This window comes from Flavobacterium ponti, from assembly GCF_042652765.1.
Taxonomy (GTDB): Bacteria; Bacteroidota; Bacteroidia; order Flavobacteriales; family Flavobacteriaceae; genus Flavobacterium; species Flavobacterium ponti.
Map to the genome: position 1 here is coordinate 336,218 of NZ_JBHSGW010000001.1, position 17,080 is coordinate 353,297.

The window sequence follows — 17,080 nt, forward strand, 5'->3', positions numbered from 1 at the left end:
TATTGTTTATTATTTATTTGGTTTTTATAATTGTTTCTAATTGCTCTATTCCTTTTGGAGTACATATTCCTCTCAAATGATATTCTAAATATTTAGCTTGTAAATCTTTTAGACTAAAAACTTCTGGATTAAAAAGTTCAACATCTTTAATACTATTCATACCAGAAAAGTAAAAACGACTGATGTAATCTTTGTTAATGTCTTTTCTAAAAAGCCCTAAAGAAATACCTTTTTCTAAATTTTTAACAACACAACTTCCCATTTTGTCAAATTGCTTAAGCATTAACGATTTATGTATTCTTGGGTAATATTTATGCAATTGATAGATTGGAGAAGTATTTTCGTCTTTTAAATTTTTCAATACAAATTCCTTAATAGCAAAAAGCTCTTCTATTGGATTTTTATCTGCCAAAATTATTTCATCTATTCCACAAGAAATTGTTTCAAAAAGATTAGTTGTAGTTGCTTTTACCAAAGCATCTTTGTTTGAAAAATGCTGATAAATCGTTTTTTTCGAAATACCCATTTCGGAAGCAATATCATCCATTGTTACACTTTTAAATCCAAGTGTAAGAAACATTTCAGTTGCTTTATTTAAAATTTGGTCTTTCATTTTTAGTTGCTGTTGAATTCAAAGTTTCCTTCGATATTTATTTGTTTTCCTATTGCTTTTCCGTTTATTCTTACCTTTTCATTTAAGCCAATATTGAAACTGCTTTTGTCAATTTCACCAACCAATTCAAAAATCACTTTAGATTTTTCGTCACTTTCTTTTAAAACATTGATATAAGCTTCAAGTTCTATACTTTGAGTAATGTTATTAATGGTTAAATAACCTTTGATGAAATTAATGTTTGGGTTTATTTTTTGAAATGAAGTTGATTTAAAACTTATGATGTTGTCATTTGTATAAGCCATATCATTAATAAGAATACCGTTTTTCTTAATTATATTGTCTTTAGAAATTTCAAGTTCAAATTCAAGAGATACATTTTCAATAGTATTATCTTTCAAAATCACAAAACCACTCGACCTTCTTACTCTATTCTGAAGATAAGAAGTAATTTTTTTTCTTACTTTGATTAAAAAATCAGATTCGCTGTGATTTAATTGTAAACTTGAAACATTCATTTGTGATAAAATTAGAGTGCAAACTTACAACGGAAACTTTGAATACAAAAAAAGTTTCCAAAGTTTTTAACAAAATTTAACATTTTGGAAACATTCATATTATTGATTCATTTGTTAAGCGGTTATTAGCTATAAATATTTTACTTTTGTGAAGTTTTATAATTCTAATACCAAAAGATGCATTCCATTTCAGAATATCAAGAAGTTATTTCTAGTCATTTTAATTCATTAGTTGTAGCAAAAGAACCAAAAAATCTATACGAACCAATTCAGTACATTTTGAGTTTAGGTGGAAAACGAATGCGTCCAGTTTTGACATTAATGACTGCAGAGATTTTTGATTGCAATTATAAAAAAGCATTGCAAGCAGCTACAGCTGTTGAGGTTTTTCATAATTTCTCTTTAATTCATGATGATATTATGGACGATGCTCCACTACGAAGAGGAAAAGTAACTGTTCACGAAAAATGGAATATTAATACAGGAATTCTTTCTGGTGATGCGATGTTGATTTTGGCGTATCAATATTTTGAAGATTACGAACCAAGCGTTTTTAGAGACTTAGCAAAATTATTCAGCAAAACAGCTTTAGAAGTTTGTGAAGGACAACAATATGATGTGGATTTTGAAACTCGTGATGATGTTACAATTCCAGAATATCTAAAAATGATTGAATATAAAACAGCCGTTTTGGTTGGAGCAGCCATGAAAATGGGAGCAATTGTAGCCGAAACTTCAAAAGAAAATGCGGATTTAATTTATGATTTTGGATTAAATTTAGGAATCGCTTTTCAGTTGCAAGATGATTATTTAGATGCATTTGGAAATCCAGAAACTTTTGGTAAACAAATAGGAGGTGATATTATTGAAAACAAAAAGACCTATTTATATTTAAAAGCGTTAGAGTTTAGCAGTAAAGATGACAAGGATCAATTGTTACATTTATTTTCAATTCAACCTAAAGATAATTCAGATAAAATCGAAACTGTAAAATCAATTTTCAACGAATCTGGAGCAAGTAAAGTTACTCAGGAAGCTATAAAAGAATACACTCAAAAAGCCTTTGAAACACTTCAAAAAATGGATATTTCTGAAGAAAAAAAACAGATTTTATATGTTTTTGGAGAAAAATTAATGAATAGAAATGTCTAAATTTAATGTTTGAGTTTCCAAAAAATATCGATTCTTTAATTTCTCAAGCAGAAGACGAACATTTATACTTCAAGTTAATTGAGCAGACAAATAAAGATTTCGCTTTAGCAAATGAAGCTATTGACATTCCTTTGGATATTTTTCCGTTCCAATTTAAAAATTTGGTGCATGAAAAGGTGCTAAAATTAATCCAGTTTAAATTCGCTGAATATTTAAACCTGCTTTATATTATCGATGTTTCAGAAGCTGAAATCAAAAAATTAGATGGTTCTGATTTGGTAGAATTAGCCGAACAAGTTTCTTTTTTAATCTTAAAAAGAGAATGGCAAAAGGTTTGGTTTAGGAATAAGTTTTAAAAATAAACCCTTACAAAAGGCATAAAAGCAGTAGTATAAATATTATTTCTATCCTTGTGAAGAACATTGTATCGAATTCCAATTGTTGCATTATTCGTTCTGTAACCAGCACCCAAAAATAAAGCAGTATTCCAAAAATTATCGGTGTTTAAATTTGAGTCTTCAAAATCAGTATTGACTCTTAATTCTTCTAATTCAGCAGATAATTGAACTTCTGGAATCGGATTTACCAAACCAATAATACTTCCACCATACAAATGAGAAGTATAAAAATCTTTTTGTCTAATGTAACTATACTGAATACCAAGACCTAAAGCCACTTTTTCATTAAAATTATAAATAGCACTTGGAGCAACAGAAATATTCGTTGAATTATTTCCAAAACCTAACCCAAGTCCACCTCCAAATTGAACCTTTTTCCAAAATTCACTTTTTTGACTTGGCTCCTGACAAAAAGCTAGTTGAAATAAAAATAAAGTAATTATAGTAGTATATATTTTTAAAGCATAAATTTTCATTTCTTTAAATTTTAGGGGTTAATTTTTATAAAAATGTAAAATATTTAGAAATTCTAGTAAACTATGAGAAATTTCCAAAATAATTCATAAATGTATCCAAAAATAAGTAAAATATATTTGCAATTATTGTACTTTTGTGCAATTATTTAACCAAAATGTCTTTTTAGACCACAATATGGATAGGTTTTCCTTTTTAAACGCTGCACATACTGCATTTTTCGCAGATTTATACGAACAATATTTAGAAAATCCAGATGGTATTGAACCAAGTTGGAGAAGTTTTTTTCAAGGATTTGACTTTGGTCAATCTAATTTTGGAGCTCAAGATGTGGCTCAACAAATTGCAAATGGTGACTTTTCATGTGACCATGTTGCCGAAAAAACAAATAAAGAATTCAATGTACTTCGCTTAATTGATGGCTACAGAACAAGAGGTCATTTATTTACAAAAACAAACCCAGTAAGGGATAGAAGAACATATACTCCAACATTAGCTTTAGAAAATTTTGATTTATCGGATGCTGATTTAAACACAGTTTTTGATGCTGCTAAGATTGTTAATATGCCACCAAGTACTTTGGCAGATATCTTAAAGCATTTAGAAAAAGTGTACTGTCAATCAATTGGAGTAGAATACATGTATATTCGTGAGCCAAGAAAATTGAGTTGGATTAAAAACAGATTAGATATAAATGACAATCAACCAAATTTTAATCCAGAACAAAAGAAAAATATACTTGGAAAACTAAATGAAGCAGTTTCATTTGAAACTTTTTTACATGCAAAATATGTTGGACAAAAACGTTTCTCATTAGAAGGTTGTGAATCTGCAATTCCAGCTTTAGATGCTTTGATTGAAGCAGCTGCTGATAAAGGAGTAGAACAATTTGTAATGGGAATGGCTCATAGAGGTCGTTTGAATGTATTAGCGAATATTTTTGGTAAAAACACTCAAAATATTTTCTCTGAATTTGACGGAAAAGATTATGATGATGATTTATCTTTTGATGGTGATGTAAAATACCATTTAGGGTTAACTTCAGATAGAAGTACAAATTCAGGTAAAAAAATAAACTTAAACTTAGCACCAAATCCTTCACACCTTGAAACAGTAGGAGCAGTTATTGAAGGAATTGCAAGAGCTAAACAAGATAGATTATATCCAGACGAAGTTTCAAAAGTATTGCCAATCGCTGTTCATGGTGATGCTGCAATTGCTGGTCAAGGAATTGTTTATGAAATCATTCAAATGGCAAATTTAGATGGTTTTAAAACAGGTGGAACTATTCATCTTGTAATTAATAACCAAGTTGGATTTACAACAAATTATTTAGATGCTCGTTCATCTACTTATTGTACAGATATTGCAAAAGTAACTTTGTCACCAGTACTTCACGTAAATGCAGATGATGCAGAAGCTGTGGTTCATGCTATGTTATTTGCTTTAGATTACAGAATGGAATTTGGTTCAGATGTATTTATCGATTTATTAGGATACAGAAAATATGGTCACAATGAAGGTGATGAGCCTAAATTTACCCAACCAATTTTATACAAAGCAATTGCTAAACAAAAAAATTCTCGAGATATTTATGCTGAAAAATTAAAACAAGAAGGTATTATTGATGCTGGATATGTAAAAGAATTAGAGGCAAAATATAAAGCAAAATTAGACGAAAATTTGGAAGAATCTCGTAAAAAAGATTTAACAGTTATCACTCCTTTTATGCAAAATGAATGGACTGGTTTTGAACAAGTTTCAGATGATGAAATGCTTAAAAAATATGACACATCTTTTGAAAAAGCTAAATTAACTGAGATTGCTAAAACAATTTCAGAATTACCAGAAGATAAAAAATTCATTAGTAAAATTAAGAAAATTATCAACGATAGAAAGAATATGTATTTCGAATCGGATAATTTGGATTGGGCTATGGGTGAATTATTAGCTTATGGTTCTTTGGTTACTGAAGGATATGATGTTCGTATTACAGGTCAAGATGTGGAAAGAGGAACTTTCTCTCACCGTCATGCTGTTGTTAAAGTAGAAGAGTCAGAAGAAGAAGTAATCTTAATTGATAAAATAAAAGACAAAAAAGGAAACTTTTACATCTATAATTCACACCTTTCAGAATATGGTGTTGTAGGTTATGAGTATGGTTATGCATTGGCTTCACCAAAAACATTAACAATTTGGGAAGCACAATTTGGAGATTTCTCTAACGGTGCACAAATCATGATTGACCAATACATTTCTGCTGGGGAAGACAAATGGAACAATCAAAATGGATTAGTACTTTTATTACCTCATGGTTATGAAAACCAAGGAGCGGAACATTCATCAGCACGTATGGAGCGTTATTTACAAATGTGTGCAAAACACAATATGTATATTGCAGATTGTACCACTCCAGCTAATTTCTTCCACTTGTTGAGAAGACAAATGAAAACAAATTTCCGTAAACCATTAATTGTGTTTACACCAAAAAGTTTATTACGTCATCCGTTAGCAGTTTCAAAAGCGGATGAAATGGCAAATGGTAAATTCCAAGAAATATTGGATGATCCAAATGTAAAAGATAAAAAAGCAATTAAATCATTGGTATTCTGTACAGGAAAAGTATATTATGATATCATTGAAAAAAGAGAAGAGTTAGAAAGAAATGACGTTGCTGTAGTTCGTTTAGAACAATTATTTCCATTAGCAATCGATCAAATAAAAGAAATTATCGCAAGTTATCCAAATGTTGATGACTATGTTTGGGCTCAAGAAGAACCTAAAAACATGGGAGCTTATAGTTATATGTTGATGAATTTTGACTTAGTTAAACTTCGTTTAGCATCACCAAAAGCTTACAGTGCACCAGCAGCAGGAAGTTATGAGCGTTCTAAAAAACGTCAAAAAAATGCAATTGCTATGATTTTTGACAAAACATTATTTCAATAAAAACAACACAAATACAACCCTAAGCTTGTCTAAGGGAAAACTTTTAAACTAAAAGAACATGATTTTAGAAATGAAAGTCCCATCACCGGGAGAATCAATTACAGAAGTAGAAATCGCAACTTGGTTAGTACAAGATGGTGATTACGTAGAAAAAGATCAAGCGATTGCTGAGGTTGACTCAGACAAAGCTACCTTAGAATTACCAGCTGAAGAAAGTGGAATTATCACACTAAAAGCAGAAGAAGGTGATGCAGTAGCAGTTGGAGCAGTTGTATGTTTAATTGATACAAGTGCTGCAAAACCAGAAGGAGATTCATCAGCAAAAACTGAAACTAAAGAAGAACCTAAAGTAGAAGAGAAAAAATCAGAAGCACCAAAAGCAGCTCCAGCAGCTGAGAAAACATACGCTTCTCAAACTCCTTCTCCTGCAGCAAGAAAAATTTTAGAAGAGAAAAACATTCAACCTTCTGACATTGTTGGAACAGGAAAAGGTGGAAGAATCACTAAAGATGATGCAGTAAATGCTGTGCCTTCAATGGGAACTCCAACTGGTGGTTCTCGTAGCTCTGAAAGAACAAAATTGTCAATGTTACGTAGAAAAGTGGCTGAACGTTTAGTAGCTGCTAAAAATGAAACAGCAATGTTAACGACTTTCAATGAAGTTAACATGACACCAATTAATAAAATCCGTAACCAATATAAAGACGAATTCAAAGCAAAACACAATGGTGTTGGTTTAGGATATATGTCATTCTTCACAAAAGCAGTTACAAGAGCTTTACAATTGTATCCAGATGTGAATTCAATGATGGATGGTGATTATAAAGTAGCTTATGACTTTGCTGATATTTCAATTGCAGTTTCTGGACCAAAAGGACTTATGGTTCCTGTTGTTAGAAATGCAGAATTATTGACTTTCCGTGGTATTGAAGCAGAAATCAAAAGATTGGCTTTAAGAGCTCGTGATGGACAAATTACAGTTGATGATATGACTGGAGGAACATTTACTATTACAAATGGTGGTGTTTTTGGAAGTATGTTATCTACACCAATTATCAATCCTCCACAATCTGGAATTTTAGGAATGCACAATATTATTGAGCGTCCAATTGCTGTTGATGGTAAAGTTGAAATTCATCCAATGATGTACGTAGCTTTATCTTATGACCACAGAATTATTGATGGTCGTGAGTCTGTTGGTTTCTTAGTAGCTGTTAAAGAAGCATTAGAAAACCCAATGGAATTATTAATGGATAACAATCCTAAAAAAGCTTTAGAACTTTAATTGATTTTTTGTCATTCTGAATTCGTTTCAGAATCTTAAATATATATCCCAAATTCTTAATTGAGTTTGGGATTTTTTATATCAAATACAAAAAGCAATTCGCGTAATCAATAATCGCTTTTCCTTGCAATAAAACATCAGCACCAATAATTCCGTTTACAGGTTTGGTTTTATAACTTACTAAAGCTTCATTAACGTGACTCATATCAAAAACCACTAAATTTAGAGTTTCTGATTTCCATCTTCCCAATTGTAATTTATTTTTTTGTGATAATTGTGTAAGCATTCCTGTTGCACCAGCACCAGCAGCTTTGGTTTCTGAATTTTCAGCTAATAATTCAAATTTTATAATTTCTTCAAAACCTACACAACTATTGCTTGCACCAGTATCCAAAATGAATGTTCCTTTTATGCCATTTATTTTAGCAGTTACCAATAAATGTTGCGTTTTTAAAACCTTAAACTTTATCTTTTTGTATTTTTTCCCTTTTAAAAAATCTTGAATTTCTTCCATAAATCAAAAGTAAAATAATAATTAGAATTCCTCCAAAAAGCAGGTAATAAAAATAATTATTTTCTTCAACATCAATACTTCCATAATAGACAAAAGAACTCCAATAATAAGGTGATTTTTTGGCATTAGAAATCTCTTCGTTTTGCAAATAGTCCATTTTTGAAAGATAATTTGATTCAAAAAAAGAATTGGTTTTTTCAAAGTTTTTGTAAAAATTGGTCATCAATTGAGCGGTTGCGTAATCGTTAATTTTCCATAAACTGAATAAGATGTTTTCGGCTCCAGCATATTGAAAAGCTCTGGCAATACTAATAGCTCCTTCTCCTTTTTGCAATTTTCCAATACCAGTTTCACAAGCACTTAAAACTACTAATTGTGGATGACAGTTTTCCAAAGCATATAATTCTTGAATCAAAAGTAATTCATCATAAAAAACCAAAGTTGCTGGTTCATTAAATGTACCGCTAGTTCCGTGTGTTGATACATGTAAAATATTGTACTTACTGCAATTTTTTATAAAATTTTCTTTAGAAGCATTTTCATTCATGAACAATTTAGCTTTTAAAGATTGCAATGCTTTTGCTTCTTCTTTGGAATACATTAATTCGGCATTGGTGTTTTCAAAAACAGGAAAAAATCCGACAATAGTATTTTGTTTTTCTCTCGGAATATTTTCAATGTAAAATGTCGCATTAGTTTGATAAGCCAATTTGTTTTGAAACACCAAAAAAGGAACTTTACTATAATTTTTAGAAGTCGTTTTTTGAGTAACCAAAGCATCAAAAGAAACAAAATTCAATAAGCCATCAGGAATAATGATGGTGTTTTTGTCTTTTTGTAAAGCTGAAATTTTCAAATTTTCAAACAATTGAAAACTGGTTTTAGTAAATAAATTAATATCATTATTAATCACAGAAGCATTATCAAAAAAGTGAATGAAATTCTTTAAATTAGAAGCAAAAGATCCATCGATTTTAATTTGATTCCAAATGATTTTCCCATCAATTATTTGAAATTCATAAACCGATTCATTTCCCCAAAAGAAATATACCAATTGAGCTTTATCATTTTCGATTTTATCAAATAAATCAGAAAGTCTAAATTGTTTTTGAATATCATTTTTGAATTGCTTTTGAATTTTTTCATTATAACTTTTCAATTCCATACTAATTGAAGCTAATTCAGAATTTATTGTTTCAATTTCGTTCGGATTTTCTCCTGTAATTTGCAATCGTATTAATTTATTTATCAATTTTTCTTGTTGTGAAGTCAGTTGATTTTGAACAAGTAAATCTTTATTTTTTGGATGTAATTCTAATAAAGTTTTGAGTTGATTTTTTTCTTTTAAAACCACGCTTTTACTCTTTTCGGCAAACAAAAAGGCTTTCTCAATCCAAGAATCTTCATTGGTTTTTTGATATTCGTTCCAAAATGTCTCTAGGCATTTTTCAGTTCGTTTTCGGTCATCAAATTGCTGAATTATTAAAGATTCTTGTGAAGCAATATTGTCTTTTATCAAATCACTGACATAAAAACTCAGGTTGTAATAATCAATTTTCTTTTGCGAATTGGTTTCTAATTGTGCTAAAACATCAAAAATAGCAAGAAACGTATTTTCTGCATACAAACTATTTTTCTTGGGCAAAGTCATATTTTTTTCTAAAGGCAATAAAGTTTGTAAAGCTTTTGAAAGAAGGTTTTTAGCTTTCGTATCATCTTTTAAAAATAAATAAAGAGAAGCTTCATCCATATACATTTTGGCAACTTCTCTAGCGGTAAAATTATTGGTTTTAAAAAAATACGTTTTAGCATTTTCAAAATACGAAATCGCTTCTTTCGGATTATTTTTTTGAAGTTCCAAAAACGATTTCGATTTCAAACTTTGATAATTATTTTCATTTGATTTTTTAAGTAATTGATTCGCATTTTCAAACTTTTTCAAACCCAGAAAATTTACAGCTAATTCTTCTTGAATTCTTTTATTTTGTAGGGAAGAAACAGCTTTATTTTTAGCAACTTTTTGAAGTAAATCAATCGCAGTTTGATACTTTCCAATGCTTTTATAAACGATGGATAAATTGATGTAACCTGAAATAATTGTAGTCTGATTATCTTCTTTTTCGGCAATGAAAATGTATTTTTTTATGATGTTTTCAGCCAAAGTAAAATTGCCCGATTTGGTATATAATGTTCCTAAAGGTTTCAAACAATATTCAACTATATCATAATTTGACAATTTATTTTTGTCGAATAATTTCCAAGCTTTTTCATAAGTAGTTATGGCATTCTTCTCAAGGTTATTTTTCATTTCAAAAGAACCTTTGTTGCAATACAAAATCACTAAAGCCAATTGTTCATCAAAGGTTTTTACTTTCTTAGAAAAGTCTTTTTCTTTTCCATTTAAAATTTCTAAAGATTTTTTATTTGTATTCGAAATAAAAGAATCAACAGCATCATAAATTTGGTCTTCTAAAGTTTGTGAAAAACCTATAGAAGTAAAAAAGAAGATTAAAACAATTATCTTAAAATTTCCAAATTGCATAGAATTGCCACGAATCAAAATCGCTTTTAAGGTTTTTATAATATCGAATTCCTAAACTTGGACCAATTCGAGCAAAACCTAAAGTTACATCAGCCAATAATTGGGTTTGCACTTGGGTTTTTTCTTTGGTTGAAGTGTTGATTTCTCTTTTCAATTGTGGAATTTCTGCATCAGGAACAAACCCAGTTGTGTTTTGAATAGCTTGATAATATTGATAGGTTTCAGTTGTTTCTTGTTTTGATGAAATAGTAGTTGAAAGTTGTGGGCCAAATCCAATACCAATGTAATTATTCACATTATATCTTAGTGAAATAGGTACAATATCAGTTACTAATCTATTGATTTGACTTGTAATAGTTTTTCTTTCAAAACCGATATCAGAAACTGTTCCGTCTGGATTTTGAATAGATGGATTGAATTCAAATTGAGTAAATTCTGAAATTGTGCTAACTCCATTATAATCTAATTTATTAAAAAGCAATTCGGATTGCCAATACCAACGATACGATTTGTAAGGAGAAATTGTCGCACCCACAAAATAGCTTTTAGCATTGTCTAATTTTGGAAAATAATTATAACCGACTTTTGCTCCAATTGAAATTCCAGGATTAAATCTCGTCACTGAATAATTCGTAATTATTGGATCGTTTTTATCAAAAATAATAGCCGTTCTACTTTTGGTTTTTACTTTATGAAAATCTTTTCCAAATTTTAAACTATATTTTACAAAGCCTTTGGTTGAATCTTTTTCGGTTACATTTTTTTGTTCGCTTCCAGGTAAATATATGTTTTTGAAGGTAAAAATAATTTGCTTTTCTGCTACAATAGTATCTAAACAACTATAACGTACTTCTTGATTTTTAGGACAAATAGGACATTCAGGATACATACTTTCTATTTGAAGTGTTGTTTTGTCAAACATATCAGGAACATCGGTTTCTAGTCGAATAGTTTTGGCTGGTCCTTCTCCATTATTTTGAAAACGAGTTTTAAATTTTACTCTTTTAAACCGAACCAATCGATAATTAATAAATAAACCATTTGTTGACATTTTGTTCGGATCATGAGAAGTCACAATTTCCATTTCCATGTCTTTTATTTTGTGATTTTCGTAGTTGGAATCTGGCACATAAATACTTCGTACTTTTAAAATAGCACTTGTATCTTTTATCATTTCTGGAGTAGTTTTTAAAGTAAAAAAGATATTACGTTGCTCATTTGGATTCATATTAGTGAACGCAATGGTTTTTCCTTTTTTAAATTTTTGTTTGGCTTCTTCTAAGGATAAAGGCAAATTTTTTCTAACTGTGGTATCTTGAAATTTTGTGTTGGAATAAATTATATTTTCAGAGGAAGCATAAAATGAATTATTGTTGTCAAAATCATCATTATTTACCAAATCACTTGAAATTTCTTCAACAGTTTCATTGTGATAATTTCGGGTTTCTATTAAATCAAAATTATCGTTTTTAAATTCTTTTTCGTTGTAATAAAAATAAATTTTTCCATTGGTAACATAGTCTTTTTCGTTTTTATAACTTAAGATTACCACAAATTCTTCATCAGGTAAAGGTTCACGATTACGTCTTAAAACGATATTGTCACCCATAAGTTGAATTTCGTTTTCGGAAGCATCAGCTTTGTCGTTTGTTTTTACTTTTTGCGGTCGAGTTGTTGGTGTTTTTCCCGAATCATAATTGTTGGTTGCCCAAAGTTTTACTTCATATTCACCAGATTCTTTATAGGTATGATTGGGTTCTTCTTTGGTAGAAAAATTACCATCTCCAAATTCCCAATAATGACTATAAAACGCTTTTGGAGCACCAGCAATTTGGTTCAATTCGGGTTTTTCAGATTTAAAAGTAAAAGAGTTTTTATTTTGAACCGGAATTATTTTTGCTAATCGAGTTGTAGTATCTTTTACTACTGTTTGCGAAAAAACAACACTAGAACAGAATAAGAGTAGTAGGAGAGTATTTTTTAGCATGATTAACTGATTTTTAAAGATTAAATATAAGAAAAAGTGATGAACTAATCACCACTTTTTCAGTAAACTAAATCATAGCAATTTAGGGTAGGGCATTTATAGCAGCAACTAATTGTGCTTCAGATCCAATGGTTGTTTCACTTAGGGCAAAAGGGTAAACGGCATTTTCAGTTATAGTTACAGCTTTAATAGCATATCTCCATTGACCATTTTCTTCAGTTGCAAATATGATATGACAAGCTAATCCAACAGGAATTTGACCATAATGTTCAGAGAATAAACCAGAATTTGCATCATAATTATCAAGTTTTGCTAACGCATTTCCTTCACCATCATAATGTAAATAAACAGCACTATTTTCAAAATTATATCCAGAAGGAACACTTGCTAAAATTTGCGTTTTTAATCCAGCGTAACTGTAAAATTTATCAACGTTTGTCCAACCGAAGTTATTAAAGAAAGCATAGTATGATTGCCCACCAGCACCTTGTTCTAAGAAAACACCTCCTTGACCTGGTGCAGTATTATCTTCTTCTTCCCATTCTAAATTTCCATCATTATCAATTACACCATTCCATAAAGTCATACCATTATCTGGAGCGGTTAAACTAGCAGGAATTCTTAAATTCATTGTACAACCTAAATCTAATTGTTGTCCGTTTTGTGTCGCATTGATGTAAAATTCACCACCAGAGATTATCATTGCCATATCTCCATTTGGTAATTTTCCCATGGTAGTTTTGTCAGTAACTAGCATTTGTCCACCATCAAAAACTTCAACATATTCAATGTCAACTTGTCCAGTTATTGCATTTCCATTTAATGTAAGACAATATGGATCAATGTCTATTTCTACACCATTTGCAGAAGTTAAGGTAGTCATACCATTGGCAACATCAATTTGAAAGTTTTGAGTCATATCTTCTAAAGCAGCTTGTCTAATAGAATTAAATGCAGTTGAAGAAGGAACATTGTTTTGAGAAGTTGAATCATCATCAGAATTACAACTTGTAAAGGTCATAGTTAAGGCAAAAATCATTACAAAGAATCTGTTTGCCCATAAGTAGTTTTTTGTTTCAATTGTTTTCATAATTTCTAGATTTTAGTTTTATTATTTTTAATTAAGTTTAAATCCAATTCCAATTAATGGAACTCCAAAGTTTGGAACTGGTCCTCCAGCACCATAAAAGTTTGAACTTATAATTGTAGCATTTGCACTAATTGCTATTGGAAAAGGATTGGGATTACTATTTATGTAAATACTTCCAATGGTTTCATTTAGAAGAGTGTATCCATTTGAAATAGTTCTTCTAACTACAATAGTGTCTCCAGAATTCACTATTAAAGGTACCGTAAAGTTTTGATACTGAATGTTAGATTGTGAAAAACTAAAAGTATCTGTTGTAGTTATATTAGTTGTACTATTTTCTACTTCCATTTCATATGTTCCTGCGTATGTTGTTGGGTTTTGATATCCAATGCTACATATTTCTCCAGAAGAATTGACAACCATAGTGTATTCATGAGTTTCTAAATCCATTGTTTCATTAAGAGTATAGCCATTTGCAGTAGTAAATACTGTAGAACTAGCAACACTCAAATAACTAGAATCACAAACATTATTAGTAGGATCATTGTCGTTGTCACAACTTATTATTACTATTATAAAAAGTGAAAGTAAAAGAGTTTTTAAAGTTTTCATAATTTTTAATTTTTTGAAGTTATATTAGTATATCAACTGGATAATGAATTTGTTACCCAGTTGATTTATTTTTTTATTTAAATTCTGCAGCAATTACTATTTTGAAGTTCAGAATAGAACCTGTACTAACTAGTTCAATCATTTTTTTGGCTTGATTTTCTGAACTTGAAAAACCTTTTGCTTTTCCGTTTGTAGTTTCAACTTCCCAAAAGAAAAATCTTAAATTGTTGTTTGAAACTTCGTTTTTAATTTGAAAAAATGTTTCAATTTTTTGGTCTAATATGACTTCTCCTGCAGAAACTAGTTGTATCATTTTTTGAGCTTCTTCAATAGTGTTTGAAGTTCCAGAATAATTACCAGTTGTAGTTTTTACACTCCAATCATAAACTTCTACGATGTTTTCTCTTGAAATTGAAGTTGCGATTTCTAAATTGTTTGAAGTTGTTGTTACTTCTGTAGCGTTTACGTTTAAAAAAGATAAAGCTAAAATTGCGATGGTAAAGATTGATTTTTTCATGATTTCTAAATTTTTAATCTGAATTTATTTTCAGATTTGATTTTTATTAATTTTTGTTTTCTAATGTTATATCAACTCACGTTTTAATTTGTTACCCATGTTTTTTATTTTTTTTAGGAAGCATTTTAAAAACAAGATTTTGATGAACGATTACATCTATATATAAAATGGGTTGAAAGATTGTTACCCATTAAATCAGAATATTTTTTAATTCTTTTTATATTAGCTGATAAATAAAGGTTTTATGACTTCAAAAATTTTGCATCATGATCAAATTTATATTGAAGGATTATGTAACAATAATTCATCAATCATAGAAACTATATATAAAAAGTTTGCCCCTAAAGTCACTCATTATATAAAGATGAATAGTGGAAGTGCAGATGAAGCTCAAGATGTAATTCAGGAAGTCTTAATTACAATATATAATCAAGCGAAAACAAATGGGTTAGCATTAACTTGTCCTTTTGATGCCTATTTTTTTCTATTGTGCAAAAGAAAATGGCTAAACGAATTAAAAAAACCTTCTAATAAAGAGGTAACAATTAAAGATGAAAATGTATCTATAGACAAAGACGTTGAAAAATTAGCTATCGAAACCGAAGTTCAAGACGAAAAACAATCTCTGTTTGACGAAATGTTTCAAAAATTAGGAGAAAAATGTCAAGAAGTTTTGAAATTGAGTTTTGTAACCAAAACTATGGAAGAAGTAGCCAGTAAAATGAACGTGACTTATGCTTATGTAAGAAAGAAAAAATCCATTTGCACAGGTCAATTAACGGAATTAATACAACAATCTGGTCGATACCAATCTTTAAAATAGTAAAGTGATGCAAGAAGAATTATACATAGCATTTGAAAACTATCTCAATAATGAAATGACATTAGAGCAGAAAAATGCATTTGAAAACCAACTTCAAAATGATGAAGATTTCAAAAAACAATTTGAGTTATATAAAGAAACCAATTCGTTTTTAGAAGTAAAGTTTTCAAAGGAAACATCTGATTTTAAAGAAAATTTAAAGTCAATTTCAGAAAATCATTTTGCAAATTCAACTAAAAAGAAATCAAAAGTTATTTCGTTACAATCAAAATGGTTTGCTATTGCAGCTATGTTAGTTGTGTTTATTGGAGTTTGGTATTTAAATCAAGGTACAAATCCATCTTATTCTGATTATAATTTTCATAATGAAGCTCACTTTGTAGAACGAAGTGAAGGAAATCCTGACTTAAAAGCTGCACAAGATTATTTCAATGCTAAAGACTATCAAAAATCCTCTGAAAGTTTTGCTAAAATAGATAACTTGACAAATCCTGAAGTTCAATTATTTTATGCAATAAGTTTGATTGAAACTGATAAATATTCAAAAGCAAAAATTTTATTAGAAAATGTGAGTCAAGGTAATTCAGTTTACAAAGAAGAGGCAATTTGGTATTTAGCTTTATCATCTTTAAAACAGAGAAAATACGATGAATCTAAAAAGTATCTGAAACAAATTACAGAAGATTCAGAAAAGTATAGTTCTGCTCAAAAACTTTTAAATGATTTAGAGTAACTTTGCAATCTAAACATTGAAAATAGAAATTTTGAAACCCATTTTAACAGATACACATACCCATTTATATTCTTCACAATTCAATGAAGACCGAAAAGAAGTAATTCAAAAAGCAATTGACACTGGAGTTTCACGTTTTTTTATTCCTTCAATTGATTCGAGTTATACCCAAAAAATGTATGATTTAGAATGCCAGTTTCCTGAAAATATATTTTTAATGATGGGTTTGCATCCTTGTTATGTAAAGCCAGAATCTTTTGAAAAAGAATTAAATTTTGTAGAAACAGAATTGGCTAAACGAAAATTTTATGCCGTTGGTGAAATAGGAATTGATTTGTTTTGGGATAAAACCACTTTAGATATTCAAAAACAAGTTTTTAAGCATCAAATTCAATTGGCTAAAAAATATAATTTGGCTATAAACATTCATTGTAGAGATGCTTTTGATGAAGTTTTTGAAGTTTTAGAATCTGAAAAAGATGACAAATTATTCGGTATTTTTCATTGTTTTACTGGAGATTTTGAACAAGCTCAGCAAGCTATTTCTCTTGGTTTGAAACTAGGAATTGGTGGAGTTGCTACTTTTAAAAATGGCAAAATAGATCAATTCTTAAATCAAATTGATTTAAAAAATATTGTTTTAGAAACAGATTCACCTTATTTGGCACCAGTTCCATATCGTGGTAAAAGAAATGAAAGCAGTTATACCTTGTTAGTTGCCCAAAAGTTAGCTGAAATTTACAACGTTTCAGTAGATGAAATTGCCAACGTAACAACAGAAAATTCAAAAGCTATTTTTGGGATTTAACGTAAATTTCTCCTTAAATTCATTATTTTTTTGTTCTTTTGTTTTTCTTAAAAAATAAAATTGAT

At 29.4% G+C, this 17,080-nt stretch carries 16 protein-coding genes; 7 read left to right on the plus strand and 9 right to left on the minus strand.

Annotated features, from left to right (window positions below):
• Positions 1–13: 13 nt before the first annotated feature.
• Both ACFO3U_RS01410 and ACFO3U_RS01415 read right to left on the minus strand, forming a co-directional pair.
• The gene (locus tag ACFO3U_RS01410; RefSeq protein ID WP_379737707.1) at positions 14–613 is read right to left on the minus strand and encodes a TetR/AcrR family transcriptional regulator; all 600 of its coding nucleotides are present in this window, start codon (positions 611–613) and stop codon (positions 14–16) included.
• A gap of 2 nt (positions 614–615) precedes the next feature.
• The gene (locus ACFO3U_RS01415; RefSeq protein WP_379737709.1) at positions 616–1,131 is read right to left on the minus strand and encodes a YceI family protein; all 516 of its coding nucleotides are present in this window, start codon (positions 1,129–1,131) and stop codon (positions 616–618) included.
• Between the two features lie 177 nt (positions 1,132–1,308).
• On the opposite strand from ACFO3U_RS01415, the gene ACFO3U_RS01420 reads away from it, so the two are divergent.
• Together ACFO3U_RS01420 and ACFO3U_RS01425 are read left to right on the plus strand one after the other, a co-directional pair.
• A complete protein-coding gene (locus ACFO3U_RS01420; RefSeq protein WP_379737710.1) occupies positions 1,309–2,283 on the plus strand; it encodes a polyprenyl synthetase family protein in 975 nt (324 codons plus the stop codon).
• 5 nt (positions 2,284–2,288) lie between these two features.
• Positions 2,289–2,639, plus strand: a complete 351-nt coding sequence (locus tag ACFO3U_RS01425; RefSeq protein ID WP_379737712.1) for a hypothetical protein — start codon at positions 2,289–2,291, stop codon at positions 2,637–2,639.
• On the opposite strand, the gene ACFO3U_RS01430 is transcribed toward ACFO3U_RS01425, so the two are convergent.
• Positions 2,636–3,157, minus strand: a complete 522-nt coding sequence (locus ACFO3U_RS01430; RefSeq protein WP_379737714.1) for a hypothetical protein — start codon at positions 3,155–3,157, stop codon at positions 2,636–2,638. The two genes, ACFO3U_RS01425 and ACFO3U_RS01430, sit on opposite strands and share 4 nt — an antisense overlap.
• Positions 3,158–3,332: 175 nt before the next feature.
• On the opposite strand from ACFO3U_RS01430, the gene ACFO3U_RS01435 reads away from it, so the two are divergent.
• Both ACFO3U_RS01435 and odhB read left to right on the plus strand, forming a co-directional pair.
• Positions 3,333–6,104: a 2-oxoglutarate dehydrogenase E1 component gene (locus ACFO3U_RS01435; protein ID WP_379737716.1), complete on the plus strand. Its 2,772-nt coding sequence runs from the start codon at positions 3,333–3,335 to the stop codon at positions 6,102–6,104.
• 58 nt (positions 6,105–6,162) lie between these two features.
• Positions 6,163–7,389 (plus strand): 2-oxoglutarate dehydrogenase complex dihydrolipoyllysine-residue succinyltransferase, encoded by a 1,227-nt coding sequence (gene odhB / locus ACFO3U_RS01440; protein ID WP_379737718.1) that lies wholly within the window; start codon positions 6,163–6,165, stop codon positions 7,387–7,389.
• A 76-nt stretch (positions 7,390–7,465) separates the two neighbouring features.
• Here odhB and ACFO3U_RS01445 read toward each other — a convergent pair whose 3' ends face one another.
• The 6 genes from ACFO3U_RS01445 to ACFO3U_RS01470 all read right to left on the minus strand — a co-directional run bounded on the left by ACFO3U_RS01445 (position 7,466) and on the right by ACFO3U_RS01470 (position 14,651).
• A complete protein-coding gene (locus ACFO3U_RS01445) occupies positions 7,466–7,903 on the minus strand; it encodes a retropepsin-like aspartic protease (protein WP_379737720.1) in 438 nt (145 codons plus the stop codon).
• Positions 7,848–10,445 (minus strand): CHAT domain-containing protein, encoded by a 2,598-nt coding sequence (locus tag ACFO3U_RS01450; RefSeq protein WP_379737722.1) that lies wholly within the window; start codon positions 10,443–10,445, stop codon positions 7,848–7,850. Before ACFO3U_RS01450 ends, ACFO3U_RS01445 begins: the two co-directional genes overlap by 56 nt.
• Entirely contained in the window at positions 10,426–12,432 is a 2,007-nt protein-coding gene (locus tag ACFO3U_RS01455) for a PKD domain-containing protein (protein WP_379737724.1), read from the minus strand. Before ACFO3U_RS01455 ends, ACFO3U_RS01450 begins: the two co-directional genes overlap by 20 nt.
• A gap of 82 nt (positions 12,433–12,514) precedes the next feature.
• Positions 12,515–13,522 (minus strand): hypothetical protein, encoded by a 1,008-nt coding sequence (locus ACFO3U_RS01460; RefSeq protein WP_379737726.1) that lies wholly within the window; start codon positions 13,520–13,522, stop codon positions 12,515–12,517.
• A gap of 27 nt (positions 13,523–13,549) precedes the next feature.
• The gene (locus tag ACFO3U_RS01465) at positions 13,550–14,134 is read right to left on the minus strand and encodes a hypothetical protein (RefSeq protein ID WP_379737728.1); all 585 of its coding nucleotides are present in this window, start codon (positions 14,132–14,134) and stop codon (positions 13,550–13,552) included.
• 73 nt (positions 14,135–14,207) lie between these two features.
• A complete protein-coding gene (locus tag ACFO3U_RS01470) occupies positions 14,208–14,651 on the minus strand; it encodes a hypothetical protein (RefSeq protein ID WP_379737730.1) in 444 nt (147 codons plus the stop codon).
• 244 nt (positions 14,652–14,895) lie between these two features.
• On the opposite strand from ACFO3U_RS01470, the gene ACFO3U_RS01475 reads away from it, so the two are divergent.
• The 3 genes from ACFO3U_RS01475 to ACFO3U_RS01485 are packed head-to-tail and all read left to right on the plus strand — an operon-like array spanning position 14,896 to position 17,015.
• A complete protein-coding gene (locus tag ACFO3U_RS01475) occupies positions 14,896–15,474 on the plus strand; it encodes an RNA polymerase sigma factor (protein WP_379737732.1) in 579 nt (192 codons plus the stop codon).
• A 7-nt stretch (positions 15,475–15,481) separates the two neighbouring features.
• Positions 15,482–16,207 (plus strand): tetratricopeptide repeat protein, encoded by a 726-nt coding sequence (locus tag ACFO3U_RS01480; RefSeq protein ID WP_379737734.1) that lies wholly within the window; start codon positions 15,482–15,484, stop codon positions 16,205–16,207.
• A 16-nt stretch (positions 16,208–16,223) separates the two neighbouring features.
• Positions 16,224–17,015 carry a TatD family hydrolase gene (locus tag ACFO3U_RS01485; protein WP_379737736.1) on the plus strand — a complete coding sequence of 264 codons (792 nt, stop codon included), beginning with the start codon at positions 16,224–16,226 and terminating at the stop codon, positions 17,013–17,015.
• Positions 17,016–17,080 lie beyond the last annotated feature (65 nt).